General features: G+C 71.9%; 27 protein-coding genes. 14 read left to right on the top strand and 13 right to left on the bottom strand.

The genetic code is table 11. From position 1 onward, the window contains the following. Window positions 1-52: 52 nt before the first annotated feature. Window positions 53-1213, top strand: a complete 1161-nt coding sequence (locus ACIA5G_RS11030; protein ID WP_395922422.1) for a helix-turn-helix domain-containing protein — start codon at window positions 53-55, stop codon at window positions 1211-1213. Here ACIA5G_RS11030 and ACIA5G_RS11035 read toward each other — a convergent pair. Further along, window positions 1203-1748, bottom strand: coding sequence for a TetR/AcrR family transcriptional regulator (locus tag ACIA5G_RS11035; protein ID WP_395923504.1), 546 nt, complete (start codon window positions 1746-1748; stop codon window positions 1203-1205). The genes ACIA5G_RS11030 and ACIA5G_RS11035 overlap by 11 nt on opposite strands. Before the next feature lie 101 nt (window positions 1749-1849). Between ACIA5G_RS11035 and ACIA5G_RS11040 the strand changes: the two genes are divergently transcribed. Continuing rightward, window positions 1850-2740: an NmrA family NAD(P)-binding protein gene (locus ACIA5G_RS11040; RefSeq protein WP_395922423.1), complete on the top strand. Its 891-nt coding sequence runs from the start codon at window positions 1850-1852 to the stop codon at window positions 2738-2740. A gap of 22 nt (window positions 2741-2762) precedes the next feature. Then, window positions 2763-3212, top strand: a complete 450-nt coding sequence (locus ACIA5G_RS11045; protein WP_395922424.1) for an HIT family protein — start codon at window positions 2763-2765, stop codon at window positions 3210-3212. Here the strand turns inward: ACIA5G_RS11045 and ACIA5G_RS11050 are convergent. From ACIA5G_RS11050 to ACIA5G_RS11070, 5 genes are all read right to left on the bottom strand, one after another. Further along, the gene (locus ACIA5G_RS11050) at window positions 3209-3418 is read right to left on the bottom strand and encodes a DUF2945 domain-containing protein (RefSeq protein ID WP_395922425.1); all 210 of its coding nucleotides are present in this window, start codon (window positions 3416-3418) and stop codon (window positions 3209-3211) included. The two genes, ACIA5G_RS11045 and ACIA5G_RS11050, sit on opposite strands and share 4 nt — an antisense overlap. Before the next feature lie 115 nt (window positions 3419-3533). Further along, the gene (locus ACIA5G_RS11055; RefSeq protein ID WP_395922426.1) at window positions 3534-4766 is read right to left on the bottom strand and encodes an FAD-dependent monooxygenase; all 1233 of its coding nucleotides are present in this window, start codon (window positions 4764-4766) and stop codon (window positions 3534-3536) included. Between the two features lie 31 nt (window positions 4767-4797). Beyond that, window positions 4798-7800, bottom strand: a complete 3003-nt coding sequence (locus tag ACIA5G_RS11060) for an ATP-binding protein (protein ID WP_395922427.1) — start codon at window positions 7798-7800, stop codon at window positions 4798-4800. 34 nt (window positions 7801-7834) lie between these two features. Next, entirely contained in the window at window positions 7835-8908 is a 1074-nt protein-coding gene (locus ACIA5G_RS11065; RefSeq protein WP_395922428.1) for a winged helix DNA-binding domain-containing protein, read from the bottom strand. After that, window positions 8905-10035, bottom strand: a complete 1131-nt coding sequence (locus ACIA5G_RS11070) for an epoxide hydrolase family protein (RefSeq protein ID WP_395922429.1) — start codon at window positions 10033-10035, stop codon at window positions 8905-8907. The genes ACIA5G_RS11065 and ACIA5G_RS11070 overlap by 4 nt, the downstream gene beginning before the upstream one ends. Before the next feature lie 62 nt (window positions 10036-10097). Between ACIA5G_RS11070 and ACIA5G_RS11075 the strand changes: the two genes are divergently transcribed. After that, window positions 10098-11063 carry a helix-turn-helix transcriptional regulator gene (locus tag ACIA5G_RS11075; RefSeq protein WP_395922430.1) on the top strand — a complete coding sequence of 322 codons (966 nt, stop codon included), beginning with the start codon at window positions 10098-10100 and terminating at the stop codon, window positions 11061-11063. On the opposite strand, the gene ACIA5G_RS11080 is transcribed toward ACIA5G_RS11075, so the two are convergent. Both ACIA5G_RS11080 and ACIA5G_RS11085 read right to left on the bottom strand, forming a co-directional pair. After that, window positions 11032-11526 carry an SRPBCC family protein gene (locus ACIA5G_RS11080; RefSeq protein WP_395922431.1) on the bottom strand — a complete coding sequence of 165 codons (495 nt, stop codon included), beginning with the start codon at window positions 11524-11526 and terminating at the stop codon, window positions 11032-11034. The genes ACIA5G_RS11075 and ACIA5G_RS11080 overlap by 32 nt on opposite strands. 1 nt (window position 11527) lies before the next feature. After that, complete coding sequence (locus ACIA5G_RS11085) at window positions 11528-11863, bottom strand: ArsR/SmtB family transcription factor (RefSeq protein WP_395922432.1); 336 nt, start codon at window positions 11861-11863, stop codon at window positions 11528-11530. An 89-nt stretch (window positions 11864-11952) separates the two neighbouring features. Here ACIA5G_RS11085 and ACIA5G_RS11090 point away from each other — a divergent pair, with 89 nt between their 5' ends. The 6 genes from ACIA5G_RS11090 to ACIA5G_RS11115 all read left to right on the top strand — a co-directional run bounded on the left by ACIA5G_RS11090 (window position 11953) and on the right by ACIA5G_RS11115 (window position 18167). Continuing rightward, window positions 11953-13173: an ROK family protein gene (locus ACIA5G_RS11090; protein ID WP_395922433.1), complete on the top strand. Its 1221-nt coding sequence runs from the start codon at window positions 11953-11955 to the stop codon at window positions 13171-13173. A 144-nt stretch (window positions 13174-13317) separates the two neighbouring features. Continuing rightward, window positions 13318-14337: an ABC transporter substrate-binding protein gene (locus ACIA5G_RS11095; RefSeq protein WP_395922434.1), complete on the top strand. Its 1020-nt coding sequence runs from the start codon at window positions 13318-13320 to the stop codon at window positions 14335-14337. Next, on the top strand, window positions 14334-15125 hold the full coding sequence (locus tag ACIA5G_RS11100) for an ABC transporter ATP-binding protein (protein ID WP_395922435.1): 792 nt from the start codon (window positions 14334-14336) through the stop codon (window positions 15123-15125). Before ACIA5G_RS11095 ends, ACIA5G_RS11100 begins: the two co-directional genes overlap by 4 nt. Then, complete coding sequence (locus ACIA5G_RS11105) at window positions 15122-15964, top strand: ABC transporter permease (RefSeq protein WP_395922436.1); 843 nt, start codon at window positions 15122-15124, stop codon at window positions 15962-15964. The genes ACIA5G_RS11100 and ACIA5G_RS11105 overlap by 4 nt, the downstream gene beginning before the upstream one ends. Then, window positions 15961-17274, top strand: a complete 1314-nt coding sequence (locus ACIA5G_RS11110) for an LLM class flavin-dependent oxidoreductase (protein WP_395922437.1) — start codon at window positions 15961-15963, stop codon at window positions 17272-17274. The genes ACIA5G_RS11105 and ACIA5G_RS11110 overlap by 4 nt, the downstream gene beginning before the upstream one ends. Continuing rightward, window positions 17271-18167: a TauD/TfdA dioxygenase family protein gene (locus ACIA5G_RS11115; RefSeq protein ID WP_395922438.1), complete on the top strand. Its 897-nt coding sequence runs from the start codon at window positions 17271-17273 to the stop codon at window positions 18165-18167. Before ACIA5G_RS11110 ends, ACIA5G_RS11115 begins: the two co-directional genes overlap by 4 nt. A gap of 22 nt (window positions 18168-18189) precedes the next feature. On the opposite strand, the gene ACIA5G_RS11120 is transcribed toward ACIA5G_RS11115, so the two are convergent. Both ACIA5G_RS11120 and ACIA5G_RS11125 read right to left on the bottom strand, forming a co-directional pair. Beyond that, window positions 18190-19377 carry an amidohydrolase gene (locus tag ACIA5G_RS11120; protein WP_395922439.1) on the bottom strand — a complete coding sequence of 396 codons (1188 nt, stop codon included), beginning with the start codon at window positions 19375-19377 and terminating at the stop codon, window positions 18190-18192. Between the two features lie 69 nt (window positions 19378-19446). Beyond that, window positions 19447-19926: a hemerythrin domain-containing protein gene (locus tag ACIA5G_RS11125; RefSeq protein WP_395922440.1), complete on the bottom strand. Its 480-nt coding sequence runs from the start codon at window positions 19924-19926 to the stop codon at window positions 19447-19449. Between the two features lie 97 nt (window positions 19927-20023). Between ACIA5G_RS11125 and ACIA5G_RS11130 the strand changes: the two genes are divergently transcribed. Further along, a complete protein-coding gene (locus ACIA5G_RS11130) occupies window positions 20024-21121 on the top strand; it encodes a glutamate--cysteine ligase (RefSeq protein ID WP_395922441.1) in 1098 nt (365 codons plus the stop codon). Here ACIA5G_RS11130 and ACIA5G_RS11135 read toward each other — a convergent pair. Then, on the bottom strand, window positions 21118-21507 hold the full coding sequence (locus ACIA5G_RS11135; protein ID WP_395922442.1) for an STAS domain-containing protein: 390 nt from the start codon (window positions 21505-21507) through the stop codon (window positions 21118-21120). The two genes, ACIA5G_RS11130 and ACIA5G_RS11135, sit on opposite strands and share 4 nt — an antisense overlap. A gap of 132 nt (window positions 21508-21639) precedes the next feature. Between ACIA5G_RS11135 and ACIA5G_RS11140 the strand changes: the two genes are divergently transcribed. Together ACIA5G_RS11140 and ACIA5G_RS11145 are read left to right on the top strand one after the other, a co-directional pair. After that, window positions 21640-22752: a glutamate--cysteine ligase gene (locus ACIA5G_RS11140; protein WP_395923505.1), complete on the top strand. Its 1113-nt coding sequence runs from the start codon at window positions 21640-21642 to the stop codon at window positions 22750-22752. A gap of 9 nt (window positions 22753-22761) precedes the next feature. Beyond that, window positions 22762-23766: an iron-containing redox enzyme family protein gene (locus ACIA5G_RS11145; protein WP_395922443.1), complete on the top strand. Its 1005-nt coding sequence runs from the start codon at window positions 22762-22764 to the stop codon at window positions 23764-23766. Here the strand turns inward: ACIA5G_RS11145 and ACIA5G_RS11150 are convergent. Continuing rightward, window positions 23745-24017, bottom strand: coding sequence for a CDGSH iron-sulfur domain-containing protein (locus ACIA5G_RS11150; RefSeq protein ID WP_395922444.1), 273 nt, complete (start codon window positions 24015-24017; stop codon window positions 23745-23747). The genes ACIA5G_RS11145 and ACIA5G_RS11150 overlap by 22 nt on opposite strands. A gap of 157 nt (window positions 24018-24174) precedes the next feature. Between ACIA5G_RS11150 and ACIA5G_RS11155 the strand changes: the two genes are divergently transcribed. Further along, complete coding sequence (locus tag ACIA5G_RS11155) at window positions 24175-24330, top strand: hypothetical protein (protein ID WP_395922445.1); 156 nt, start codon at window positions 24175-24177, stop codon at window positions 24328-24330. 5 nt (window positions 24331-24335) lie between these two features. On the opposite strand, the gene ACIA5G_RS11160 is transcribed toward ACIA5G_RS11155, so the two are convergent. Next, on the bottom strand, window positions 24336-26192 hold the full coding sequence (locus ACIA5G_RS11160) for a CheR family methyltransferase (RefSeq protein WP_395922446.1): 1857 nt from the start codon (window positions 26190-26192) through the stop codon (window positions 24336-24338). Window positions 26193-26194: the final 2 nt, after the last annotated feature.

Here is a 26194-nt window from a genome sequence, read left to right on the forward strand (position 1 = left end):
AACGTCGCGGGTGTGCCGTTGTGGCTGGGCCACAACGGGTTCGGGAGGTTCGGTGCCGGCGACGCCGCTGCTCCGGCAGGTGCTCGACGCGATGGCCGCGGACGAGGCCGTGCTGGACGAACTGGTCGAGGCCGCGCGCAGCCAGTCACCCGCGGTCGCGCGCCTGCCCGCGGCCGAGAACCGGCGGCACATCCAGGTGCTGCTCGGCGCCGCGCTCCGGGCGACGGCGAACCCCGATTCCGCCTCGCGGGACGACTACACCACCGCGGAGACGCTGGGAGCCGACCGCGCCGCGCAGGGTGTCCCGCTGACCGACCTGCTGCGCGGGGTCCAGGCCGGGCGCACGCTCGCGGCGCGCGTCGCCGTCGAACGCTGCCGGGCCGCGGGGGTGCCCGACGACGTCATCCTCGAGACCGTCCTCGACGCCGAGCGCTACACCGGCGCGCTGGAACGCCACATCGTCAAGGGGTACCACGCCGCCGAACTCCAGCTCTCGCGCACCGTGCGCGACGCGCGCACCCAGCTGCTGCGCACCTTGCTGCTGCCCGGGGCGGGGAATCCGCCCGCGCCCGAAGAACTCCACCGCGCGGGCCTGCGTCCCGGTGGCCGGTACCACTGCGTGGTGTCCGACGTCAGCGACCCGGCCCAGGCGCGCGCGGTCGAACAGGCGCTGCTGGAGTTCGGTGGTGTCTACGGGCTGGTCGAGGGCCGGCTCACCGGCCTGGCCGCGCGGCCGCCGGGCGGGCTCACGCTCGCCCCCGGCGTGCTCCTGATCGCCGCGCCCGCCGCCGCCTTGCCCGCACTGCGGGAGATCCACCAGCTCTGCGCGGCGGCGTTGCGGACCGCCGCGGCACAGCACCGGCGTGGTTACCACGACCTGACCGCGCTCGCGGGTGAGATCGCGCTGACGGCCCAGCCGCTGCTCGGCGACCTGCTCACCGCGGACCTGCTCGGCGCGCTCGACCCCGGGAACCCGTTCCACCACGAGCTCGCCGCCACCGCGCTGGCCTACCTCGACCACGGCCAACGGCTCCGGACGACCGCCGAAGCACTGCACCTGCACCCGAACACGGTCCGCTACCGCCTCGACCGGCTCGCCGAGCTGACCCCGTTGTCGCTGACCGAAAACGCCGGCGCGAACGTCCTGGACTCCGTGCGGTCCTGGTGGGCGCTGCACCACTGGCTGACCCGCGTGGACACCGTCACGGACTGATTCCCTTCACCGCCAGGGCGAGCAGCCGCTGAGCCTCCCTCGCCGGGTCGTGGCCGTGCTCGGTCGCCAGCACGATCCCGGTCACCACCGCGATCAAGTCCTCGGGCGTCACTTCCTCGCCGACCGCGCCCGCCTCGATCGCCCGGCGCACCAACGGTTCTCCCGCCTCGGTCAGCTGCACCGAACAAGCGTGCGCGTGCTCCGTGGTGGAGTCGTCGCGGATCAGGGCGGTGGCCAGGCCGCGCGCCGTCGCCGCGTAGGACGTCAAGGCGGCGAGCCAGTCGAGCAGCGCCGTCCGGGGGTCCGCCGAGGCGGCCAGCTCATCCGCGCGGGCGGCCAGTGCGTCGACCTGCTGCCGGAACACGGCCTCCAGCAACACCTGCCGGCTCGGGAAGTGGCGCCGCACCGTGGCCGAGCCGACGCCGGCCGTGCGGGCGATCTGCTCCAGTGAGGCGTCGGCGCCGTGCGCGGCGACCTCCGCCTCGGCGACGGCGAGGATGCGCTCGTGGTTGCGCCGGGCATCGGACCGCGGGATGGCTCACCTCCGGACAGGAAGTGGCGGGGCCCGCCACTTAGCGGCTAGTGTAGCGGACACGAAATGGCGGACCCCGCCGTTTAGCTGTCCGAGGAGCACCCGTGTCCCCTGTCCTCGTCACCGGCGCCACCGGCAAACAAGGCGGCGCCACCGCCCGCGCCCTCCTCGCGGCGGGTGTCCCCGTCCGCGCGCTGGTCCGCGATCCCGCGTCCGAGCGAGCCCGGGCGATCCAGGCGCTCGGCGCCGAACTGGTCACCGGCGACCTCTACGACCCAGGCTCCCTTCGCCCCGCGCTGGAAGGTGTGCGCGGCGTCTTCTCCGTCCAGATGCCCGACATGACGAACCTGGAGGGCGACTCCGAGCAGGTCCAGGGCCGCAACCTGGTCGACGCCGCCCGGGCGGCCGGCGTGGCGCAGTTCGTGCACACGTCGGTGTCCGGCGCCGGGCAGCACCGCTCCGTGCCCGGCTGGGCCGAGGGCCGCTGGGCTTCGATGGAGCACTACCTGGAGACCAAGACGGCGATCCAGGACCGGGTCCGCGACGCCGGGTTCGAGCACTGGACGCTGCTCAAGCCGGGGTTCTTCATGGAGAACTTCCTGCCGCCGTCGTTCCTCCTGCCCCACGGCCGCCTGGTGACGACGATCAAGCCGGGCACCGAACTGAGCCTGGTCGCGGTGGCCGACATCGGCGCCGCGGCCGCGGCCGCCTTCGCCGATCCCGCGCGCTTCCACCGGGTCGAGCTGGAGCTCGCGAGCGAGATGATGACCATGAAGCGGATCGCCGAGGTGCTGTCCCGCGTGCTCGGCGTCGAGCTGACCGCACCCGACATGACGGCGGAGGAGGCGATCGCCGCCGGCGCGCCCCCGTTCGCCGTGCGGCACGAGTGGCAGAACGAGGTCGGTCACCCGGCGCGGCCCGAGTTCGCGCGGGCTCTCGGCATTCCGCTGACGTCGTTCGCGGTCTGGGCGGAAAACCACCTGACCGCGCGATGATCGCCCGGTTAGGGTCACTCGCATGGCTGAGCGTCCCCGTCTCCCCGCAACGACGTCCGACGGCGAATGCATCTTCTGCGCCATCAGCACCGGCCGCGCCCCGGCGGCGTTCGTGCACGAGGACAACGAGTTCGTCGGCATCGTCGACCTGTGCCCGGTGACCACCGGCCACCTGCTGGTGCTCCCCCGCGCGCACCACGCGGACCTGGCCGAGCTCCCGCCTGAAGCGGGCGGCCGGATGTTCACCATCGCCCAGAAACTCGCGGCCGCGCTGCGGCGCACGGACCTGCGCTGCGAGGGGATCAACCTGTTCCTGGCCGACGGCACGGCCGCGGGCCAGGAGATCCCCCACGTCCATCTGCACGTGATCCCCCGCCATGCGGGCGACGGTTTCGTCCTTGACGCCGACTGGCGTGTGCGGTCCCGCGAGGAGCTGGCGGAGGTCTCGGCAAAGGTGCGCGCCGTCCTCTAGGCGGGATGCAGCTTGTCCGGGTGGTGCACGGCGGTCTTCCCGGACTTCTCACTTCGCACGAGATACTGCGGCTCCTCCGCCGACGCCTTCACATCACGCTTGCCGGCGTGCGTATCCCCGGTGATCTTCTCCTCGACGGTGCCGACCGAGCTCTGGTTGCCCGCGTCCCAGCGGACGCGGTCGCCTTTGCGGAACTCCTGGGTCATGGGACCACCTCCTGACCCGGGAGTACCCGCGATCACCGGGGGTACCCGTCCGATATGGACGACGACCAGATCCGCCGCGAGCACAAGAGCGCCGAATCCGTCGGGCGGCACTCGCTCATGAACTGGAGACACGACCCCCTGCACTCAGCGAGTAATCCTTCAGCACCAAGGCATTCGCCGCTTCCCGGATCGGGCGGGACATCTGCTCCAGGACGCGGTTGCGGCCCGGGAGGTACGGCATCAGCTTGATCATCCGGGTGTTGAACCAAGCGAACGCCCGCGACTGCGGGATGATCCCGCGCAACGCCGTCTTCGCCAGGGCCTGGTTCTTCTCGATGTACGGCCGCATCTCCGCCTCGTACCGCGCGAACGCCGCCGAGTGGTCGCCGGAAGCCGCGGCCAGCTCGCCCGCCAGGACGTATGCGCCCACCAGGGCCAGGCTTGTCCCCTGGCCCGACGCCGGGGATGCGCAGTAGCCCGCGTCGCCCAGGAGGGTCACGCGGCCGGCCGACAGGCGGTCCATGACGATCTGGCACACCGGGTCGAAGTAGAAGTCGTCTGCCTCGCGCATCGCCTCGAGCAGCTCCGGGATTTCCCAGCCCAGGCCGGCGAACTGGCCGGCGACCAGGTCCTTCTGGCTCTCGACGTCACGGCGGTCGTAGGACAGCGGCGGTGCGGTGAACCAGAACGCGGCCTTCGCGTCGTCGGCGCGGGCGGTGCTGTAGACGTTGACCATCTTGCCCGCTGCCGCCGAGTGCAGCAGCTCCCAGCGGTCCAGCTCGAGCGTGTTCGGCACGGTCGAGATCGAGATGTACGCGTCGAACCGGCGCAGGTGGTCCTCCTCCGGGCCGAACGCCAGCGCGCGGACGCCGGAGTGGAGGCCGTCGGCGCCGACGACCAAGTCGAACCGGCGCGGGGCGCCATTGGCGAACGTCACGTGGACGCCGTCCGGGCGCTCGTCGAGGCCGGTGATCCAGTCGCCGAAAACGTACTCGGTGTTGTCCCGGGTCGCCGAGTAGAGGATCTCCGCGAGGTCGCCGCGCAGGATCTCGGTGTCGTCGCCGTGGCGGAAGCCGAACGTGTCGGCGTCGAGCGTCGCGAGCTCCTTGCCGCGCTTGTTCACGAACGCCGCTCCTCGCATGTCGGTGCTCGCCGTGTGCACCTGCTCCAGCAGGCCCATCCGGCGGACGACGTCGACGGCGACACCGCGGATGTCGACCTTGTAACCACCTTCGCGCAGGCTCGGGGCCCGCTCGACGACGGTGGGGCGGAAACCGTGCTGCTGCAGCCAGAAAGCGAGGGCGGGGCCGGCGACGCTGGCGCCGGAGATCAGGATGCTCTTCGTCATGCCCCGAACTGTGGGCGCGGCCGCTGACCGCTCACGAACCGAGCGCGAACCGCCGCTGACCGAACTCCTGAAGGGCCTGCTCAGGCGGCATTTCCCGGCCACGCTCGAACGCTGCGGCATAGGCTTCCGCACCGATGCGCGCCCGCACCTGCGCCGTCACCGCGGCGACGTCGGTGTCGCCCAGAACCGGGGCTCCGCGCAGTCCGACGGCGGCGCCGAGCAGGAACGCGGCCCGGTCGTCCTCGGCCCGGCCCGCCAGCACTCCCGCCAAGCCCTCGATCGCCTGGGCCGCTCCGGGCAGGTTCGTGTGCTCCATCGCCGTGGCCAGGGCCTCCTGGTGCAGCTCGGTCGCCTCGTCGAGCTCACCCTCGGCGGCCGCCGTCCAGCCGAAGCCGGTGTGGAGCCGGATTCGCGTCTCCCCGCCGGTCACCGGGTCGACCGCCAGCGCGAGCGCCGAGGTGTACCAGCGCCGGGCCGCGGCCAGGTCACCCGCACGCCGCGCGATCTCGCCCAGCCCGCCGCGGGCCCGGGCGAGCATCAGCGGCGTTCCCGCCGCGCGGGCCTGCTCGGCGGCGGCTTCGTAGTCGGCCTTGGCCGCCGCCGCGTCGCCGGCCCGGAGCACCCCGTCGGCGCGGCGGCAGAGCAGGTCCGCCGCATCTTCGCCGGCACCCAGCTCGCCGGCCAGCCGGACGGACTCGTCCATCAGCGCGCGGAACCGCGCGTGGTCCCCGCGCCAGTCCGCGAACTCCGCCAGCTTCTCCAGTGCGCTCGCCTCGCCCCAGCGGTCACCAAGAGCGCGGAACCCGTCCAGCGCCGCCGAAAAGTGCGCCCCGGCTTCGGCGATCCGCCCGCGGTACTGCGCGCCGAGCCCGTCGCCGATCCGAGTGAACGCGCGCGACCAGGCGTCGCCGCCGACCAGACCGGCGAGCCGTTCACCCTCCTTCACCTTGGTGCGCGGGGAAAACGCCCACAGCAGGAAGAGGTACGGGTGCCGCAGCGGGCCGGCGTACCCGGCGAGGATCGGCTCGATCTCGACGTCGGTGGCCGACGCGTGGATCACGCACAGGACGTACTCCTCGGTCATCCCCGCCGGCGGCTCGGGCCCGACCGCGGCGAGGACGGCGTCCGCAAAGGGCGTCGCCTCGCTCCGCAGTCCGCGCAGCCACCAGTACCACGTCAGCGCCGCCAGGAGCCGCAGCGCGAGGTCCGGCGCGTGCTCGACGCTCCAGCGCAGCGCCGCGTGGAGGTTCGTGTGCTCGGCGGTCAGCTCCGCCAGCGCTGTGAGCTGATCGGCACTGCGCAGCTTCGGCTCGGCTGCGCGCGCGAAGTCGAGGAAGTACTTCGCGTGCGCCTCGCGACGGTCGTCACCCTGTTCGGCGCAGAACGCGCGGATGGTCTCGAGCATCCGGTACCGGCCGCCGGCGAACTCGACGAGGGACTTCTCGACCAGGCCGGTGAGCACGAAGTCGGCGTCGGGGACGTCGCAGACGCGCTCGGCCGCGTCGAGCCGGGCGCCGCCGGTGAACACCGCGAACCGGGCGGCGAGCCGTTGCTCGTCCGGATCGAGGAGGTCCCAGCTCCATTCGACCACACCGCGCAGGGTCCGGTGCCTCGGCTCGGCGGTCCGTTCGCCCCGGGACAGCAGCCGGAAGGGCTCACCGAGCCGGGCGGCGACGTCGTCCGCGGACATCGACCGCAGCCGGGCGGCGGCCAGCTCGATCGCCAGCGGGAGCCCGTCGAGGGCGGCACAGATCCGCGTGACGGCGTTCGCGTCCAGCGCGGCACCGGGAGCCACCGCCGCGGCGCGGTCGGTGAACAGCTGCTCCGCCGCTTCCGCCGGGAGCGCTCCGACCGGCACCAGGGTTTCCCCGGTCAGGCCCAGCGCTTCCCGGCTGGTGGCGAGTACACGCAGGCCGGGGCACTCGCCGAGCAGCCGCCGGACGAGGGCGGCAGCCCCGGCGACAACGTGTTCGCAGTTGTCGAGGATCAGCAGCAACGGCCGGTCGGCGAGCCCGGTGACGAGGCGGTCGGCCGGGTCCGCCGGCGCACCGGGTGCCAGCACGCCCGCTTCACGCAGGCCCAGCGCGGCGAGCACGGCTCGTGGGACGTCGGTCGTCGTCGCCAGTTCGACAAAGCACACTTCGCCTTCGCGGGACGCGGCTTCGACGGCGAGCCGGGTCTTGCCGGCTCCGCCCGGCCCGACGAGCGTGACGAGCCGGGCGTCACGCAGCGCCGCGATGAGCCGGCCGAGTTCGGTCCGGCCGACGAACCCGGTGAGCGGCACCGGAACCCGCCGGGCCGGCGCGGGGGCGGCAGCCCGGAGGACGGCGACGTGCGCGTCCGCGAGTTCCGGTGACGGGTCGGCGCCGAGCTCGTCGGCCAGCCGGTCCCGGATTTCGGCGAACACGGCAAGGGCTTCGGCAGAGCGTCCGCTGCCGTGCAACGCCCGGACGAGCTGGGCGGCGAGCCGTTCGCACAACGGGTGTTCGCCGGTGAGCTCACGCAGTTCGGCGACCAGCCGCTCGTGGTGGCCCAGCCCAAGCCCGGCCTCGACGCGGTCCTCGGTCGCGGCCAGGCGCAGCTCGGCCAGCCGGGCCGCGCGGGGCGGGTCCGCGAGCCCGTCGAGCGCCGGCCCCCGCCACAGCGCGAGCGCCTCGCCGAACAGCGCCAGTTTGGTGCCCGGATCGGGCGTCTCCCGGGCTTCGGCGGTGAGCCGCTCGAACCGGTGGACGTCGACGGCCAGCGGGTCGACGGCCAGCCGGTACCCGGCGGGGGTGAACTCGACCAGGCCGTCGGGAGCGCCGCCGTCCCGCAGCCGCCGCCGGAGCCGCGACACCTGGGATTGCAGGGCCTCGGCGGCGCCCTCGGGTGGGTGCTCGCCGTGCAGCCCGTCGATCAGCCGCTCGGCGCTGACGATCCGCCCGGCTTCGAGGGCGAGGAGCGCGAGCAGCCCGCGTAGCTGCGGGCCGCCGAGGGCGACCGGGGTCCCGTCGGGACGGTGGGCTTCGACCGGCCCGAGGATGGCGAACTGCACCCGCCGATTCTGGCTCAACCGCGCGGTTCGGCGGTCAGCTTTGGGTGAACCGGACGTCCGTGTCCCCCGCGTCGAGGAACTCCAGCAGCCGCCTGCCCTCCTCGACGACGTCCGCGCGCTCCTCCTCGCGCAGGTCGTCGTGCGGCGTGACGTGCAGGCCGGTGCTCTGCAGCCGCCAGTCCGCGCGGTAGTACCCGCCCACGAGCACGGTCCCCCGCGACGCGCCGTTGCCCGGCGGCAGCGGGACGCGTCGCCCGGGCGGCAGCACCCGGGCCCGGTCGGCGTGCGAGAGCAGGACGTTGTCGTACTCCGGCAGGAACCGTGCCGGCGCCGGGAGTTCCGGGTCCGGCAGCAAGCCGCCTTCGACGTCGTACAGCACGTCACCGGCTTCGGTGCGGAACGTCGGGAGGCCCATCGGCTCGATGACCTCGCGCAGTTTTGTCCGCCCCGACCACGTCTGGACGTCGGCGACCGACGCCGGGCCGAACGCGCGGAGGTACCGCCGGACGACGTCCTCGAGTGACGGCTTCTCCGCCAGCGCCCGGCCGAGCCAGCCTTCGAGGGTCGTCAGCGTGGCCGGTCCGGTCGCGCCCCAGACGCCGCGGGGCGTGACCTGCGCGGTCGGCACCAGGTAGCTGACGGCGTAGGAGAGCGCCACGGCGTCGTGCTCGGGCCACCGCTCGGCCAGTAGATCCTGCAGCTGCCGCCGGGTGCGTGGTTTCTCCGCCAGCAGCTCCCGCCCGGCCCTCGCGACGGCGTCCAGGTCCGCGTCGCCGATCAGGCGGCCGAAGTGCCCGGTGAACCCGGCGGCCACCACCGGCTGGACCAGCGGCCGCAGAATCCGGGCGTCTTCGGCGAGGACGAGGTGGACGGTTCCCCGCATCAGCAGCCCACGCACAGCGTCGCGATCAGCGGTCAGCTTGGCCAGTTCTTCCGGCCGGAAGCCGGAAATCCGCGTCCACATCCCGACGTACGGTGCGAGCGGCGCCTGCGCCTGCATGCCGACCAGGTGCCCGAGCAGCACGGTGGCGGGCACCTCCGCGCGGCCGAGGAGGTGCTGCCGCGCGAGCAGCGCGCGGTTGAGCGCGCGCTGCCCCAGGACCGTCACGGCCGCAGCTTACGGAAGAACGCGCGGATGTCGGCCACGAGCAGCTCGGGCGCTTCCATCGCCGCGAAGTGGCCGCCCTCGGCGAAGTCAGACCAGTGCTCGATCTTCTCGTCCGGGTCCATGATCCGGCGGACCACCGGGGAGGTGTTGAACACCGCCCAGCCCACCGGCACGTCCGATGCCGCGAGCCAGCCGTGCCCGGCGTGGGCGGCCTCGTAGAGGAACCGGGCCGCCGTCGCGCCACTGCGGGTGAACCAGTACAGGCTGACGGTCGTCAGCAGCCGGTCACGGCTGATCCCGCTTCCCGGGTTCGTCCAGGCCTCGAACTTCTCCGCGAGCCAGGCCAGCTGCCCGACCGGCGAGTCGGTGAGCGCCGCCGCGATCGTCTCCGGTGTGTGCGACTGCAGGTCCAGGTACCCGCGGCCAGCCTTCCACGCTGCACGGGCCGCGTCCAGCTCGGCCTGCTCGGTGACGGTCAGGTGCTCCGGCATCGGCAGCTGCTCCCCGGCCAGGGCGATCGTGCCGCGATCGCTGTTCACGTGGGTGCCGAGGACACGCTCGGGATACAGCGCGGCCAGCCGTCCGGTGACACCCGCGCCGATGTCGCCGCCCTGCGCGGCGAACCGGTCGTAGCCGAGGCGGGTCATCAGCTCGGCGAACGCGTCCGTGGTCCGGGCGAGCTCCCAGCCGGGTCCGCTCAGCGGCGTCGAAAACCCGAAGCCGGGCAGCGACGGCACCACAACGTGGAACGCGTCCGGCCCCGGCTCGGTCAGCGGTCCGATCACGTCGAGGAACTCGGCGAAAGTGCTGGGATAACCGTGGGTCAGCAGCAGCGGGACCGCGCCGGGGTCGGTCGACCGGACGTGCAGGAAGTGGATCGGCTGACCGTCGATCACGGTCGTGAACTGCGGAAACGCGTTGAGCGCTGCCTCCTGCGCCCGCCAGTCGTAACCGTCGCGCCAGTGCTCGGCCAGCTCCCGGACGACGGCGGCGGGAATGCCGCGGGACCAGTCCGGCTCGTCGCCGGGCACGGGGTCGGCGAACCGGGCGTCGGTGAGGCGCCGGTGCAGGTCGTCCAGCTCGGCCTGCGGGATCCGGATGCGGAAGGGGCGGATTTGATTCGTCATGGGAAGGACGGTAGGAGCCATTGCGGAAGACTTCCTTCCGCGATTCGTGCGATCCTCGGAAGATGTTGCAGACCTCCGCCCGCCTGCTGCGGCTGCTGTCGCTGCTCGAGATGCGGCGCGACTGGACCGGCGCCGACCTCGCCGGGCGGCTCGGTGTCACCCCGCGCACCGTCCGCAGCGACATCGGCAAACTGCGGGACCTCGGTTACCCCGTCGAGGCCTCCCCCGGCGTCCAGGGCGGCTACCGGCTGGGCGCGGGCGCGCAGCTGCCGCCGCTGCTGCTGGACGACGACGAAGCGGTCGCCGTCGCGGTCGGGCTCCGGACGGCCGCAGGAGTCGCCGGGATCGAGGAAACGTCCGTGCGGGCTTCGGCCAAACTGGAACAGGTGCTGCCGTCGCGGCTGCGGCACCGGGTCCAGGCGCTGCAGGCCGCGACGGTCGCGGTGCCCGGCGCCGGCCCGGCCGTCGACGCCGACGTGCTGACCACGATCGCGGCGGCGATCCGGGCCGGGGAGCGGCTGCGGTTCGACTACACCAGCCACGACCGGGCGGCGAGCCGCCGCGACGTCGAGCCGCACCGGCTGGTCAGCTGGGGCCGGCGCTGGTACCTCGTCGCCTGGGACACCACGCGGGACGACTGGCGCACCTTCCGCGTCGACCGGATGACACCGCGGGTGCCGAACGGCCCGCGCTTCGCGCCGCGTGAACCGCCGGAGGGTGACGTCGCGCAGTTCGTGCAGCGCAGCGCGGGCGCGGCGACCTGGCGGTTCCACGCCAAGGTGCGGCTGCACGCCTCGGCCGAGCACGTACGGGCCCGGCTCCCGCTGGCCGTCGAGGTGACGTCCGAGGCGCCCGACCGCTGCGTCGCGGAGGTCGGGTCCGACAACGCGCAGATGCTCGCGCTGTACCTCGGGCTGCTCGAAGTGGACTTCGAGGTGCTCGACGCCCCGGAGCTGGCCGCGGAACTGGCGAAGACGGGCGAGCGGTTCCTGCGGGCTAGCGCAGGGAGTTCGCCAGCTCCTCGATGATGGTCATCTGCTCCTGCATGCCGACCTCCATGCCGGACTCGAGGATGACGTCCCGCAGTTCCTTGCTCGTCGTCTGCGTCAGCAGGTGCACCACCGTGCGATCACCGTCGAGGGCCGTGAACGTGACGGTGTCGACCGGCACATCGGCTTCGGGCAACGGGTCCGCACCCTCGAACACCACGGTGTAGACGATCTTCTCGTCCGGCACGACTTCGCGGTACTCACCGTGGAACGCGACTTCGAAACCCGGGTTCGCCCGGATCACGTAACGCCAGCGCCCGCCGGGCCGCAGGTCCAGCTCGACGTCCGTGGTCGTGCCGCGGTGGCCGGCCCACCAGCGCTTCACGAGCTCCGGTGTGGTCCACGCGCGGTAGACCAGGTGTCTCGGGGCGGTGAATTCGCGCGTGATCAGGATCTGTTCGTCGGTCGGCAGGGTGATCTTCGCACTGCTCGTCGCCACCATGTCAGCACTCCTGTTCCTTGAGGTCTTCGAGCACGTCGTCCAGCAGCTCGAAGCGTTCCGACCACGTCCGCTCGTAGTGCTTGACCCAGTCGTGGATGGGTTTCAGCGCGGCGCCGTTGAGCCGGTAGACGCGCTGGCGGCCTTCGTCGCGCACGTCCACCGCACCCACCTCCCGCAGCACCCGCAGGTGCTTCGACACCTGCGGCTGGGCCAGCCCGAGCGCGTCGACGAGGTCGCCGACCGACCGCTCACCGCCCCTCAGGACGTCGAGGATCTGCCGCCGCCGGGGTTCGGCGACCGCGTTGAACGTGTCCGTCGTTGTTGCCGCTCGTGCCACGCGCCCATCATATTCCCATATGGGTATGCGTCAAGTCCTGCATCCTGGGCACGCTGGGCTCGCGTCGCGGCATCTGCCACGATCGGTCCATGACGCCGGGGGCCGACGGTCCACAGAGGACGGACGCACGCGGCGCCCGGCGCAGTGCGAGCGCGAGTGCCGTGCTGCGCGCGGTGCTCGACGCAGGGCCGATCGCGCGCAGCACCATCGCGCGGCGGACGAGGCTGTCCGCGGCCGCGGTCACCGGGCACACCGCCGACCTGGCGCGCCTCGGGTTGCTGCGCGAGCTTTCCGGCGCCGAACCACGCCGCGGGGTCGGGCGGCCGCACGTGCCGGTCGACCTCGACACCGGACGCCATGTTGTCGGCGCGCTGCACCTGGCCGTGCACCACGCGACGGTCGCGCTGCTCGACCTGCGCGGGAACGTCCTGGTGCAGCACGAAGAACCGCACGACGGCCTGGCCGCCGAAGACCTGCTCGCACGCGCCGCGGAGATCCTCGACGACTTGCTGCTCGGGCACGCGCCGGACCGCGAGCCGCTCGGCCTCGGTGTCGCCACCGGCGGCTGGGTCGACCGCGAGTCGGGCACCGTGGTCGAACACCCGTTGCTGGGCTGGCGCAACGTCCCGGTGCGCGACCTGCTGACCGAAAGCACCGGGCTGGCGGTGGAAGTGGACGGCCACGCGCGGGCGCTCGTCCACGCGGAACGGCTCTTCGGTCACCCCCGGGCCCGGGACAGTGTGGTGCAGCTGTTCGCCGGGAACGTCGTCGACGCCGCGTTCGCCACCGGCGACACGGTGCACCACGGGCCCCGCTCGGCCGCGGGCGCCGTGGCCCACCTGCCGGTCGACAACAGCACGGAGCCGTGCCGCTGCGGGCGCACCGGCTGCCTCGAAGCCACCGTCTCGGAAGGAACGCTCGCGCGCAAAGCCGCGGAAAGCGGCCTGATCGCGCGACCGGACTTCCCGGACCTGCTCACGCTCGCCGCCTCCGGCGAATCCGCGGCGGTGCGGGTGTTCCACGACCGCGCGCGGCTCATCGGCCAGGCCGCGGCCTTGCTGCTGGACGTGCTGAACCCGGACGTGCTCGTGGTGGTCGACCAGAGTGTAGCCCGCTTGCCCGGCTGCCTTCCCGCCATCCGGGACGAGGTCCGCACACGGTCCCGCGGCTGCGCCGATCCCGAGGAAACCGTTGTGGCGACAAGCTTCCCGGGCACCGAACTGGCGACGGCGGGTGGCGCGGTGCTGCTGGACGTGCTCTACGAAGATCCGCTCGGTCCGCTGCTGACGCGGTTGTCCCACGCTTCGTGAAGCGCCGCAGTTATTTCAGAAACTCGCAAAGTTGACCACCCTCGCCGGGGCTGCGAAGAATTGCCGTATCCCCACCGGCGAGCCCGCCGGCCGTTTCGGCCGGTGGCCGCGTCGTGCCGACTCCCGAGCCGAAAGAGCCCCGCCGTGAAGAAGATCCTGCCCCTCCTCGCCGTGGCCGCGGTGCTGCTGTCCGGCTGCGCGTCGGCGACGGCCACCGGTGCGCCCGGGCAACCCGAGAAACTCGAACTGCGCTACCAGGGCAGCGCGAACTCCGTGACCCTGCCCGAGCTCGCCGCGGACCTGGGCTACTTCGGCCCGGTCAAGCTGAAGTGGGTCGGCAACACGATCAGCGGCCCGCAGGACATCCAGTCCGCGGCCACCGACCAGACCGACTTCGGCGGCGCCTTCACCGGTGCGGTGGTCAAGCTCGTCGAAGCCGGGGCGCCGGTCAAGGCCGTCGTCAACTACTACGGCTCCGACGAAAAGGCCTTCATCGGCTTCTACACCAAAGAGGACAGTCCGATCCGGACCGCCCGCGACCTGATCGGCAAGAAGGTCGGCGTCAACACCGCCGGCGCGAACCTCGAAGCCGCGCTCGACACCTGGCTGAAGCGCCAGGGCCTCTCCGACGACGAGATCAAGCAGGTGCAGCTCGTCGTCATCCCGCCGGTGAACGCCGAGCAGGCGCTGCGCAACGGCCAGCTCGACGTCGCCGCGCTGCAGGGAATCCTGCAGGACCACGCTCTTGCCGCCGGCGGCGTGCGCTCGTTGTTCAGCGACGTGCAGGCGTTCGGCCCGTACAACGGCGGGCCGTACGTGCTGCGCACCGACTTCATCAAGAAGAACCCGGAGACCACGAAGATCTTCGTCTCCGCCGTGGCCCGCGCCATCGAGTGGGAGCGGACGACCCCGCGCGAGGAGGTGATCGCCCGGTTCACCCAGATCATCCAGGCCCGCGGCCGCAACGAGAACACCGACACCCTCAAGTACTGGAAGAGCGTCGGCGTCACCCACGGCGGTCTCATCTCCGACCAGGACTACACACTGTGGGAGCCGTGGCTGAAGCAGCAGGACTACATCAAGGGCGATCGGATCACCACCGGGAAGCTCTACACCAACGAGTTCAACCCCTACCGCGACGGCGCGCCGGCGGCGGCGAAGTGACCGCCAAGATCAGCCTCCGCTCGGTGACCAAGACCTTCGGCGAGCTCACCGCGCTCGACGACGTCTCGCTCGACGTCGCCGAAGGCACGTTCCTGTCCCTCGTCGGGCCGAGCGGCTCCGGCAAGTCGACGCTGCTCGACCTCCTGGGCGGGCTCGCCACCCCGACGTCCGGTGAAGTCCTCATCAACGGCGAGCCGGTGCGTGGCCCCGGTCTCGACCGCGGCGTCGTGTTCCAGCAGTACGCGCTGTTCCCGTGGCGCACCGCTCGTGCCAACGTCGAGTTCGGGCTCGAAGGCGGGCCGCTCGGGAAGCGGGAACGGACCGAGCGAGCCCGCGAATACCTCGCCCTGGTCGGGCTTTCCGGCTTCGAGGACCGCTACCCGCACGAGCTGTCGGGCGGGATGAAGCAACGGGTCGCGATCGCCCGCAGCCTCGCCTACGACCCGGGCGTGCTGCTGATGGACGAGCCGTTCGCCGCCCTCGACGCCCAGACCCGCGAGCAGTTGCAGGACGAGCTGCTGCGGATCTGGCGCCGGACAGGCAAGACGATCGTGTTCATCACCCACGGCATCGACGAAGCCGTCTACCTCGGGCAGCAGGTGGCCGTGCTGACGTCGCGGCCCGGTCGGCTCAAGGCCGTCGTCGACGTCGAGCTCGGCGACCGTGCCGACAGCGCCGGGGACGTCCGCTCCGACCCGGCGTTCGGGCGGCAGCGCCACCGGCTCTGGGAACTGCTGCACGACGAGGTCCGCAAGGCGGCCGAACACGAACGGAGCGCGGTCGGATGACCACCACCCTCGAAGCGCCGTCCGTCCACACCGGACCCCCGCCCGAGCCGCCCCGGCCGCGGCGGTTCACGAAGAAGCTCACCCGCGCGGTGCACGGCTCGGCCGCGGTCGTGCTGTTCGTGGCGCTCTGGGAGCTGCTCCCCCGGTTCGTCCTCGACGAGGGCACGCGGACCTTCCTGCCGCCGCTGTCGGAAGACCTGCAGGCCCTCTGGGAGCTGACGCTCGACGGCCAGCTCGCCGAGCACCTGCTGGCCAGCGTCGGCCGGTCGGCCGCCGGCTTCGCGATCGCCGTGGTGGTCGCGGTGCCGCTCGGGCTGCTGATCGGCTGGTACCGGCCGGTGGCGCGGTTCCTGCAGCCACTGCTGGAGCTGGCCCGCGACACCGCCGCGCTGGCGCTGCTGCCGGTCTTCACGCTGCTGCTGGGCATCGGCGAGCTGTCGAAGGTCACCCTGGTCGTCTACGCCTGCGTGTGGCCGGTGCTGCTCAACACGATCGCCGGGGTCAACACCGTGGACCCGCTGCTGGTCAAGGCCGCACGCTCGCTCGGCCTGGCCAGTCCGCGGCTGTTCCGGAAGGTGATCCTGCCGTCGGCGGTGCCGACGGTGTTCACCGGCATCCGGATGGCGGCGTCGTACTCGATCCTGGTGCTGGTGGCCGCGGAGATGGTCGGCGCGAAGGCCGGCCTCGGCTACCTGATCAACACCAGCCAGGTGAACTTCCAGATCCAGCAGATGTACGCCGGGATCATCGCGGTCTCGGTGCTCGGAGTGCTCGTCAACCAGGGCTTCGTCGTCCTCGAACGGCGGTTCTCGACCTGGCGCCCCAAGGAGAAGCCATGATGCACCTCAACGCGTTCGTGATGCCGAACGGCCACCACGAGGCCGCCTGGCGGCACCCGTCGACCGACCCGCACCGGGCCCGGACGCTCCAGCACTACGTCGACATCGCCCGCACGGCCGAGCGCGGCAAGCTGGACTCGCTGTTCCTCGCCGACGGCGTCGCGCTGTGGGGCAACGTGAAGCACAACTCCCACAGCCACTTCGAACCTTTGACACTGCTCTCGGCGCTCGCCGCCTCGACGGTCCACATCGGACTGATCGCGACCGCGTCGACGACCTACAACGAGCCCTACCACCTGGCGCGCAAGTTCGCCTCGCTCGACCACCTCTCCGGCGGCCGCGCGGGCTGGAACATCGTCACCTCGGCGGGCATCGACGAGGCCCGCAACTTCAACCTGGCCAAGCGGCCGGCGCACGCGGCGCGCTACGACCGGGCGGAGGAGTTCGTCGAGGTGGTCAAGAAGCTGTGGGACAGCTGGGAAGACGACGCGGCGCTGGTCGACCGGGCGAGCGGGGTCTACGCCGACACCGACCGGATCCGGCCGATCGAGCACGACGGTGCGCACTTCCAGGTCCGCGGGCCGCTGAACATCGAACGCCCACCCCAGGGCCACCCGCTGCTCGTGCAGGCCGGGTCGTCCGAAACCGGCAAGGAGTACGCCGCCCGGCACGCCGAAGCCGTGTTCACCGCGCAGCAGACCTTCGCCGAGGGCAAGGCGTTCTACGACGACGTCAAAGGCAGGCTCGCCCGCTACGGCCGCTCGCCGGACGAGCTCAAGATCCTGCCCGGCATCTCGCCGATCCTCGGCCGCACCGAAGCCGAGGCCCGCGAGCGCGAGGCCGAGCTGAACGCGCTGATCACCCCGGACTACGGGCTGCGGCAGCTGTCGAAGATGCTCGACCACGACGTCACCGGCTACCCGCTGGACGGTCCCCTGCCGGACGTCGGCAGCTTCACCGAGGGCGGCCAGAGCCGGTTCGAGCTTGTTGTCGGCCTGGCCCGGCGCGAGGACCTGACCATCCGGCAACTCCTGGAAAGGCTGGCCGGCGGGCGCGGGCACCGCGTCTTCGCCGGCACCCCGGTCCAGGTCGCCGACGAGCTGGAGGCCTGGTTCACCGGCGGCGCCGCGGACGGCTTCAACGTCATGCCACCGACCCTGCCGGGCGGGCTCGACGACTTCGTCGACCTCGTTGTCCCCGAGCTGCAACGGCGCGGGCTGTTCCGCACCGAATACACCGGCACCACCTTGCGCGAGCACTACGGCCTCGCGCGTCCCGTCCACCGCACCCGAGTGAAGGAGCCCGCATGACCACGATCAGCACCGACGTCCGCAAGATCACCGGCCGGATCGGCGCCGAGATCGTCGGCGTCGACCCCGCCGGCGATCTGGACGCCACGCAGGTGGCGTTCCTGGCCGACGCGCTGCACGAGCACAAGGCGCTCGTGTTCCGGAACGTCGAGCTGGACGACGAAGGACAGCAGCGGTTCGCCGCGCGCTTCGGCGAACTGACCAAGGCCCACCCGACGGTGCCCGCCGTCGAAGGCGCGCCCACGATCCTGCCGGTCGACAGCGAGCAGGGCCGCGCCAACCACTGGCACACCGACGTCACCTTCGTGCTCAACCCGCCGAAGGCCAGCACCCTGCGCAGCCTCGTGGTGCCGCCGTACGGCGGAGAGACGCTGATCGCGAACTCCGCGGCGGCCTACCGCGACCTGCCGGAGCCGTTGCGGGCGTTCGCCGACACGCTGCGCGCGGTGCACACCAACGACTACGACTACGTCCAGCCGCCGGAAACGGTGGACGAGAAGGAAAAGACGCGGCGCGCCCAGTTCGTCTCGCGCAAGTACCGGACCGTGCACCCGGTGGTGCGGGTGCACCCGGTCACCGGCGAGCGCGGGCTGTACATCGGCGGGTTCGCCCAGCGGATCGAAGGGCTGTCGGCCGGCGAGTCCCGTGATCTGCTGCGGCTGCTGCAGTCCTACGTCACGCGGCCGGAGAACGTCGTGCGGGTGCCGTGGGAGCCGAACCAGCTGGTGCTGTTCGACAACCGGATCACCCAGCACTACGCGATCGACAACTACGACGGCCTGCCCCGCCGCCTCAACCGGGTGACGGTGGCCGGCGACATCCCGGTCGGCATCGACGGCCGGGCGAGCGAATCCCTCGAGGGCGACGCTTCGCACTACACGTCGGTGGCGTGAGCCGGGAGCGGAACGGGCGCGCTCAGCGCTCGTTCCGCTCCAGCTCGCGGAAGTAGTCCCAGGCCCGGCTGACCAGCGCCGGGTGCGTCCGCAGGTCGATCGCCGTGCGGGCCAGCGCCGCCGCCGAAGCCAGCATCACCGACCGGCCGCGCGGGCTCGCCGACGCGGCCGCGAACTCTTCCGTGTGCACCGCGTACTCCTCCGCCGTGATCGCCACGAACGGGTGGATCGCCGGGACGCGGACGCTGACGTCCCCGATGTCGGACGAGCCCAGGTACACCCCCGGCGCCGGCGGTGTCGCGTGGATCCCGCACGCCGCAAGGTGCTCGGTGAACCGCTCGGACAGCACCGGGTTGTCGCGGAAGTGCGCGAACCCGCGCCCGAGGCGTTCGACGTCGACCTTCGTGCCGGTCGCGAGCGCCGCACCTTGGGCGCAGGTTCCGACGTCCTCGGCCAGGCGGTCCAGCGCCGCGGTGGTCAGCGCGCGCAGCCCGAACCGGCCTTCGGCGTGGTCGGGGACGATGTTCGTCGCCTCACCGCCCTCGGTGATGATGCCCTGGACGTGGGAACTCGCGGGCAGCCGCTGGCGCAGGGCCGAGACCGCGCCGAACGCCTGGATCAGCGCGGCGAGGGCGTCGACCCCCTGCTCGGGGTTGCCGGTCGGGTGAGCCGCACGGCCGTGGAAGGTCACCTTCAGCTCGACCTGCGCGGTCAGCGGGGCCCAGGACCACGAGTGGACACCGGGGTGGACCGTCAGGGCCGCGTCGACATCGTCGAAGACGCCGGCTTCGGCGAGGGCGACCTTGCCACCCCCGCGTTCCTCGGCGGGACAGCCGATGGCGAGCAGCGACCCCGGGCTGTCCGCCAGGACCTCCTTGGCGGCCAGCGCGGCACCGAGCCCGGCCGCGGCGATCAGATTGTGCCCGCAGGCGTGCCCCAGGCCGGGCAGGGCGTCGTACTCCAGCAGCAGCGCGACGCACGGCCGTCCGGCGCCCGACCGCGCGACGAACGCCGTGGACAGTCCGGCAACCCCGGTTTCCACTTCGAAGCCGTCCGCGGTCAGCTCCCGGGTCAGGCAGTCCGCGGCGGCGTGCTCCTCATAGGACAGTTCCGGCCGTTCGTGCAGCGCCGTGGCCACGGCCCACAGCCGGTCGTCCAGCTGCTCGATGCGCTCGTCGGCCCGCTCGTGCCGCTCTTCGTGCCACTCCATGCCCACCGGAATACCCCCACCCCGCACGCTCCTACCCTCCGAAGTGTTCCACACGGAGCGCGCTGGGCCTCAGGCTTTGGCACTCCGGAGTTTCAACGGGTTCGTGGGCGCGCCCGACCGGGCGTCGATCATCCGCTGCCCGAGCTCCTGCAGCTGCTTGCGGCCCATCGCCGAGCGGACCTCCGGGAACCACTCGTCCTCTTCCTCCGCCACGTGGTGGCGGACGTTCTCGGTGAGGACGGTGACCTTCGCGTCGAACGTCTCGTCCTGGGCGTCGAGGTCGAGCAGCTCCGAGAGCATCCACACCACGACGTGGTGCTCCTCCACGCTTTCGAGGACGTGGTCCTTCGTCTCCGGCACGGCTGCCCGCGCGGCCGGGTAGAAGATCTCCTCTTCGATGTAGGCGTGGACGGTCAGCTCTTCGATGATCGAGTCGGCGAGCCGGCGCTTTTGCCGGTACGCCTTGTCCTCCGCATTTTCGAACTCCTTGAACAGTTTCTCCACGGTCTTGTGATCGTTCTTGAGCAGCACTATCGCATCGGTCGACATGCCGGGCGGGATACCCCGTCGCGGGCTGCGGAAACGCCGTTTGCGCGCTCCACCCCGCGGGTATTCCGGAAGCTCCCCCACCCCCAGGAGAACCCCGGTGAACGAACCAACCGGTGACGTGCTGACGTTCGGCATCGAAGAGGAGTTCTTCGTCGTCGACCGCCGCGGCCACCTTTCGCAGGCGGGCGACGACGTCGTCGACGCCGCGGAAGCCACTGCGGACGATCAGGGCGACCTGCAGCACGAGCTGACCCGGTCGCAGGCCGAGGCCGCCACCGACGTCTGCCGGACCCACACCGAGGCACTGCGGCAGCTTCGCTCGATGCGCGGGGATCTGGCGGGCGCCGCGCGCCGGCGCGGGCTTCGGTTGCTGCCCGCCGCGGCGCCGCTGCTGGCCCCGGAGCGGCTGCCGATCATCACGCCCAACCCGCGTTACGAGCGGATGGCCGAGCACTTCGGCGCCACCGCGAGGACTTCGCACACCTGCGGGTGTCACGTGCACGTCGCGATCCCCGACAAGGAGAGCGGCATCCAGGTGCTCGGCCACCTCCGGCCGTGGCTGCCGGCGCTGCTCACCATCACCGCGAACTCGGCGATCGCCGACGGGTACGACACCGGCTACAGCAGCTGGCGCTACCAGCAGTGGAGCCGGTGGCCTTCGGCCGGTCCGCCGCCGCGGTTCGCCTCTTTGGACGAATACGAGAGCATCGTCGACGGCTGGCTGCGCGCCGGGTCGATCCTCGACCGCGCGATGATCTACTGGGACGTCCGGCTCTCGGAGAAACAGCCGACGCTCGAGTTCCGCATCGCCGACGTCGCCGCGACACCGGAAGAAGCCGTCCTGCTGGGAGTGCTGGCGCGCGGCCTGGTCGCGACCGCGCTGGCCGAGGACGCTCCCCCACCGGAACTGTCCAACGAGGTGCTGCGCGCCCAGCTCTGGCGGGCGTCGCGGGAAGGCGCCACCGGCTGCTGCCCGCACCCGGACAGCGGGGACCTGGTGCCGACGAAGGCGGTGCTCGAGGACCTGATCACCTTGACGGCGCCCGCGCTGGAGGCGGCGGGCGACCTGGAGTTCGCGCGGGAGGGGACGACGCGGCTGGTCTCGGAGGGCGGCGGGGCGGACCGCCAGCGGCGCCGCTTCGCGGAACGGAGCCGCCCGGAAGACGTCGTCGACCTGCTCACCGGCAGCGGTTAGCGCAGGCGCCGGCCTTCGAGCCGGTCGAGCAGTTCGAGCGCGCGCCCGGCGGCGCAGGACCGCCCGGGATCGACCACGAGGTGGACGCCGGCGGCCTCGGCCTGCTCGTGGGCCCGCAGCAGCACGCGGATGCCCGCGGCGCCGAGGAACCGGACTTCGCCGAGGTCGACCCGCAACACGCCGGGGGCGGCCCGCACGTGCTCGTCCAGGGCGGCGGCCAGGTCCGGCGCCGTGCAGAGGTCGATGTCCCCGGCGACTTCGACGACGATCGCGTCGGCCGTCTTCCAGCGGATCCGGCTGTGCAGGTCACCGTCCGCCGGCGCGCGCGGCGAAGGCAGCCGGTGCGTCCGCTGCGGATCGGCGCGCGGACGCTCGTAAGTCGTCATGGCTGCGAAGTACCCCGGCCATGATCATCGCGAAACACGCCCCGGTCCGGACGTGTTTCCGCGGCCGGACCGGGTAACCCGCGGCGGCGCCCGCCCGGAAGGAGCCCGCCCGTGTCCGACGGCCCGCCCACGATGGGCGTCGAAGAGGAGTTCCTCCTCGTGCATCCCCGCACCGGGCACACGTCGCCGTGCGCCGAACCGGTGCTGGCCCGGTACCACCACCACGGCACGCTGCCCGACGGTGCGCAGGTGCACCGCGAACTGCGGCTCACGCAGCTCGAGGCGGCCAGCGGCGTCTGCACCACCGCCGGCGAACTGCGCGACCACCTGGCAGCGGCCCGGCGCGTGCTGGCCGCCGCCGCGGCGGCGGAGGACTGCGCGCTCCTGGCCACCGGCACGCCGATCGGGCCCGGCACGGCGACCACACTGGCGGCGAGCACCGGCCGGTACGCCGAAATCGACGCCGCCTACGGCGCAGTGGTCGCGGACTACGAGGCCTGCGGCTGCCACGTCCACGTCGGGGTCGAGGACCGCGACACCGCGGTCGCGGTGGTCAACCACGTCGGCCGCTGGCTGCCCACGCTGCTCGCCCTGTCGGCCAACTCGCCGTTCGACCACGGCCGCGACACCGGTTATCACAGCTGGCGGACGGTTTTGCAGTCCCGGTTCCCGGGCGGCGGTCTCACGCCGCATTTCCGGGGGTACGACGAATTCCGCCGGACGGTCGGCACCCTCGTGGAGTGCGGGACTCTGGTCGACCCGAACCAGACGTTCTGGCTCGCCCGCCCGTCCGGCCGGTTCCCGACGGTGGAGTTCCGCGTCGCCGACACCGCTCTCACCGTCGACCACGCCGTGCTGCAGGCACTTTTGAGCCGGGCACTGGTGAGCCGGGCCCTGGAAGACCTTTCTCGGGGGCATGAGGCCGCACCGCTGTCGCCGCAGGTCGCGGCGGCGGCGTTGTGGACCGCGTCGCGCCACGGCCTCACCGACCGGCTCGTGGACCCGGTGGAAGAGACGCGGCGGCCCGCGTGGTCGCTGGTCGAAGCGCTGCTGGCGCAGGTCCGGACAGCACTGGAGGCGAATGGTGACCTGGCCGAAGTCCAGGACCTCGTTGCGGCCGTGCGCGCGGACGGCACCGGTTCGGCGCACCAGCGTGCCGTCGCCGGACGCGGGATCCCGGCGGCCGTGCGGTGGTTGACCGCACGGACGGTGCCGGCGGGGCATGGAACGCAGCTCACGGGGTAGCCCGGGGCCATGACGACCTTCACCGCCACCACCACGCTGCCGGCCGCTCGCGGCCCCCTGTCGGAGTCCGTGCTCGGCACGCTGCTGCGCGAACAACCGCGAGCGGACCTCGGTTTTGCCGTCCTGGCCGACACCGACCCGCTCGGCGACGACCTCCAGCTCGCCCTGCACCTGTGTTACGAACTGCACTACCAGGGCCTGCCAGGGGTCTCGGACGAATGGGAGTGGGACCCGGAGCTGCTGCGCCTGCGCGGCGTGCTGGAGGCGAGATTCCTGGCCGCGCTGCGCGAAAACGTCGCGGGCGGCGACGACGTCACCGCCGAGCTCGACGCTCTGCTCGTCGAACCGCTGGACGCCGACGGACTCTCACACTTCCTGCGCGACCACGGCGAGTGGCAGCACGTGCTGGAGCTGTTCACCCACCGGTCGGTGTACCACCACAAGGAGGCCGACCCGCACGCGTGGGTGATCCCGCGGCTGCGCGGCCGGGCCAAGGCCGCGCTGGTGGCGGTGGAGTTCGACGAGTTCGGCGCCGGCCGCGCGGAGTTGATGCATTCCCGCCTCTACACGGACCTGCTCCGCGCGGCCGAGCTGCCGGACGGCTACCTGGAGCTGATCGACCACGTCCCGGGGTCGATGCTGGCGGTGGTCAACATGATGTCGCTGTTCGGCCTGCACCGGTCCCTGCGGGGCGCGCTGTGCGGCCACTTCGCGGCAACGGAGATCACGACGGGGCCGTCGGCCCACCGGATCGACCAAGCCCTGCAGCGGCTGGGCGCGCCCGAGGCGTGCCGGTACTTCTACACGGAACACATCGAGGCGGACGCGGTCCACGAACAGGTGATGCGGCACGACGTGCTCGGCGACCTGCTGGAGCACGAGCCGGAACTGGCCGCTGACGTGGTGTTCGGCCTCCAGGCGACGGAGTTCCTGGAGGGCCGCTTCGGTGCGCACCTGCTGAGCAGCTGGCGGGCCGGGCGGTCTTCGCTGCGTCAGCCGCTCTCACTCGGCTGAGCCCGCACCCGCCGCCGGTGACTGGTGTCGCAGAACGGGAAGCGCTTGCTCCGCCGGCACGCGCACACCGCCACCACGAACCGGTCGGACGTCACCACCTCGCCCTCCGGCGTGCACAGCTCGACCGGTCCTTCGACGAGGACCGGGCCACCCGGCACGACCGTCACGCGGCGCGGGTGTCGCTCGGTCGGGGCCGGCGCTTCCGTCGGTTCGCCTTGGCTCGCGCGAACGGGTTCCGCCAACGCGGTCATCTTGGTCTCCTTCACCTTCACCGCGGTGCCGGCGTCCCCGCCGGCGGACGTCCGCGTCGCACCGGGCTACCCGGCGAAGATCGGCGCAAACACCGCCGGTTGAACCGTCCGGGGCCGGGTATCCGGTCCGGATAGGACACCGGAGGGAGACGCCGAGATGACGTCCGAGGACCGCACGCAACACCCGGCCGAGCCGGCCCACGGCGACGACCCGCACGGCGACACTTCGGAGGAGCAGCGCGAGACGCTCCGGGGCGAGCAGGGCACGTCGAGCGGCGACCAGCACGACGACAGCGACCCGCAGTCGGGCTGACGAGCTCAGGAAGCCGGCTTGACTTCCTCCATCATCAGCAGCGCCCCGACACTCTCCCCGCTCGCGCTGCGCAGCGCAGCGCACAGCAGCCGGACCACGACGGCGCGGCCCCGGCGGTTGATGGCGTCCAGGGTCAGCTCGGTCTCGGATCCGGCGTCGGCCAGCGCGTCGCGGACCACCGGCCGCAGCTCGGTGAGCGGCAGGCCGATGTCCAGGTTGAGCAGGTGGGTGCCTTCGGCCTCTTCACGGCGGACGCCCCACAGTTCTTCGGCCCCGCGGTTCCAGGCCTTCACCCGCATTTCGGAGTCGATCACGACGAGCCCGGCCTGGATCGAGGTGAGCACCGACTCCAGGAAGTCGTTGAGCTGGTCGAGCTCGAGACTGCGGTCGCGCAGCGTGTCGTTGATCGTCTGCAGCTCGTCGTTGGTGGAGTGGAGCTCCTCGTTCATGGTCTCGAGCTCTTCGTTGGTGGACTGGAGCTCCTCGTTGGTCGTCTCCAGCTCCTCGACCGTGGACTGGAGCTCCTCGTTCGTGGTCTCCAGCTCCTCGTTGGTCGACTGCAGCTCCTCGTACGCCGATTCGAGCTGCCGGTTGGCGTGCTCGAGCTCGGTGAGCAGCAACCGCGCCCAGCTGACGTCGTGGAACACCACCGACACGCCGATGAGGCTCTTCTCCTTGCCCAGCAAGGGGTTGATGTGCACCTCGTACCAGACCGGGTCGCCGCCGCGGCGCCATTCGACGTCCTTGATGCGCAGCGAGCGGCGCTCCAGCCGGGCCTGCTCGACGTACGGCCGCAGCGCGACCGGGCGGTAGGAGACGTCGAGGTCCCACAGCTTCCGCCCGATGTCGCGTTCGGACAGTCCGAACGCGATCTCGGCCTGCTGGTTGATCAGCGCCGTCACCTCGTCGCCGGTCACCACGATCTGCGCGACCGGGCTGGCGGAAAACGCCTGCTCGCGCATCTGCTCCAGGCCCGAGACGTCGGCCGGCTTGCGCGGCGGGTACCCCTGGGCGAGGAAGTGGTTGTAGGCCACCGGTGAGTTGGCCACCTTGCGGAACACCCGCCGCTTGAGGTCGAGCGGCTCGAAGATGCGCGTGTGGCTGAGCAGCATCTCGGCCTTGCCGAGGAACATCATGCCCCGCGGCGCGAGCGCGAAGTGGAACCGCTCGAGGATCTTCGTCTGGGTGTCGGCGTTGAAGTACATCAGCGTGTTCCGGCACACCAGCAGGTCGATCCGCGAGATGGGGGCGTCCTGCACGAGGTCGTTGCGGCCGAAGATGACCGAGCGGCGCAGGTCCTTGCGGAAGCTGTACCGGCTGCCCTGCTGCTCGAAGTACTCCTCCAGCTTGGCCTCGGGCACCCCTTCGAGCTCGGCCGGCGTGTAGGCGGCGTGCCGCGCCTGGGTGAGCGCCTCTTCGTCGACATCGGTGGCGTAGATCTTGACCCGTTGCCGGAACGCTTCGACGCCGATCGCGTCGGCGAAGGCCATCGCGAGGCTGTAGGCCTCCTGACCGGCCGCGCACCCCGCGCTCCACACCCGGATCGGCTCTTCGGGGCTGCGTTCGGCCAGCAGCGCGGGGATCACTTCGTTCCGCAGGTGATCCCAGGCGTCGGGGTCGCGGAAGAACCCGGTGACGTTGATGAGGATCGTGTTGAACAGCGCGACGAACTCGTCCGCGTTGACCTGGAGCTGGTCGATGTAGTCGCCGTAACTCTCGGCGCCGACCTGGTTCATCCGCCGCTGGACCCGCCGCATGAGGCTGGTCCGCTTGTAGCCGGTGAAGTCGAAACCCCGGGACTCCTTGAGGTAGGCGAGCACCGATTCGAACTCGTCGTCGGCTTCCGGCCGGTCATCCGTCACGC

Origin of the sequence: Amycolatopsis sp. NPDC051758 (assembly GCF_044453095.1) — a bacterium.
GTDB lineage: Bacteria > Actinomycetota > Actinomycetes > Mycobacteriales > Pseudonocardiaceae > Amycolatopsis.

Coding starts and splice junctions, on each gene's coding strand:
- ACIA5G_RS11150 (WP_395922444.1), bottom strand. CDS start 24,017: ATGACCGCGTTGGCGGAACCCGTTCGCGCGAGCCAAGGCGAACCGACG.
- ACIA5G_RS11140 (WP_395923505.1), top strand. CDS start 21,640: ATGGGCGTCGAAGAGGAGTTCCTCCTCGTGCATCCCCGCACCGGGCAC.
- ACIA5G_RS11155 (WP_395922445.1), top strand. CDS start 24,175: ATGACGTCCGAGGACCGCACGCAACACCCGGCCGAGCCGGCCCACGGC.
- ACIA5G_RS11125 (WP_395922440.1), bottom strand. CDS start 19,926: ATGTCGACCGATGCGATAGTGCTGCTCAAGAACGATCACAAGACCGTG.
- ACIA5G_RS11120 (WP_395922439.1), bottom strand. CDS start 19,377: ATGGAGTGGCACGAAGAGCGGCACGAGCGGGCCGACGAGCGCATCGAG.
- ACIA5G_RS11075 (WP_395922430.1), top strand. CDS start 10,098: ATGTTGCAGACCTCCGCCCGCCTGCTGCGGCTGCTGTCGCTGCTCGAG.
- ACIA5G_RS11115 (WP_395922438.1), top strand. CDS start 17,271: ATGACCACGATCAGCACCGACGTCCGCAAGATCACCGGCCGGATCGGC.
- ACIA5G_RS11090 (WP_395922433.1), top strand. CDS start 11,953: ATGACGCCGGGGGCCGACGGTCCACAGAGGACGGACGCACGCGGCGCC.
- ACIA5G_RS11055 (WP_395922426.1), bottom strand. CDS start 4,766: ATGACGAAGAGCATCCTGATCTCCGGCGCCAGCGTCGCCGGCCCCGCC.
- ACIA5G_RS11045 (WP_395922424.1), top strand. CDS start 2,763: ATGGCTGAGCGTCCCCGTCTCCCCGCAACGACGTCCGACGGCGAATGC.
- ACIA5G_RS11080 (WP_395922431.1), bottom strand. CDS start 11,526: ATGGTGGCGACGAGCAGTGCGAAGATCACCCTGCCGACCGACGAACAG.
- ACIA5G_RS11135 (WP_395922442.1), bottom strand. CDS start 21,507: ATGACGACTTACGAGCGTCCGCGCGCCGATCCGCAGCGGACGCACCGG.
- ACIA5G_RS11050 (WP_395922425.1), bottom strand. CDS start 3,418: ATGACCCAGGAGTTCCGCAAAGGCGACCGCGTCCGCTGGGACGCGGGC.
- ACIA5G_RS11105 (WP_395922436.1), top strand. CDS start 15,122: ATGACCACCACCCTCGAAGCGCCGTCCGTCCACACCGGACCCCCGCCC.
- ACIA5G_RS11145 (WP_395922443.1), top strand. CDS start 22,762: ATGACGACCTTCACCGCCACCACCACGCTGCCGGCCGCTCGCGGCCCC.
- ACIA5G_RS11070 (WP_395922429.1), bottom strand. CDS start 10,035: ATGACGAATCAAATCCGCCCCTTCCGCATCCGGATCCCGCAGGCCGAG.
- ACIA5G_RS11110 (WP_395922437.1), top strand. CDS start 15,961: ATGATGCACCTCAACGCGTTCGTGATGCCGAACGGCCACCACGAGGCC.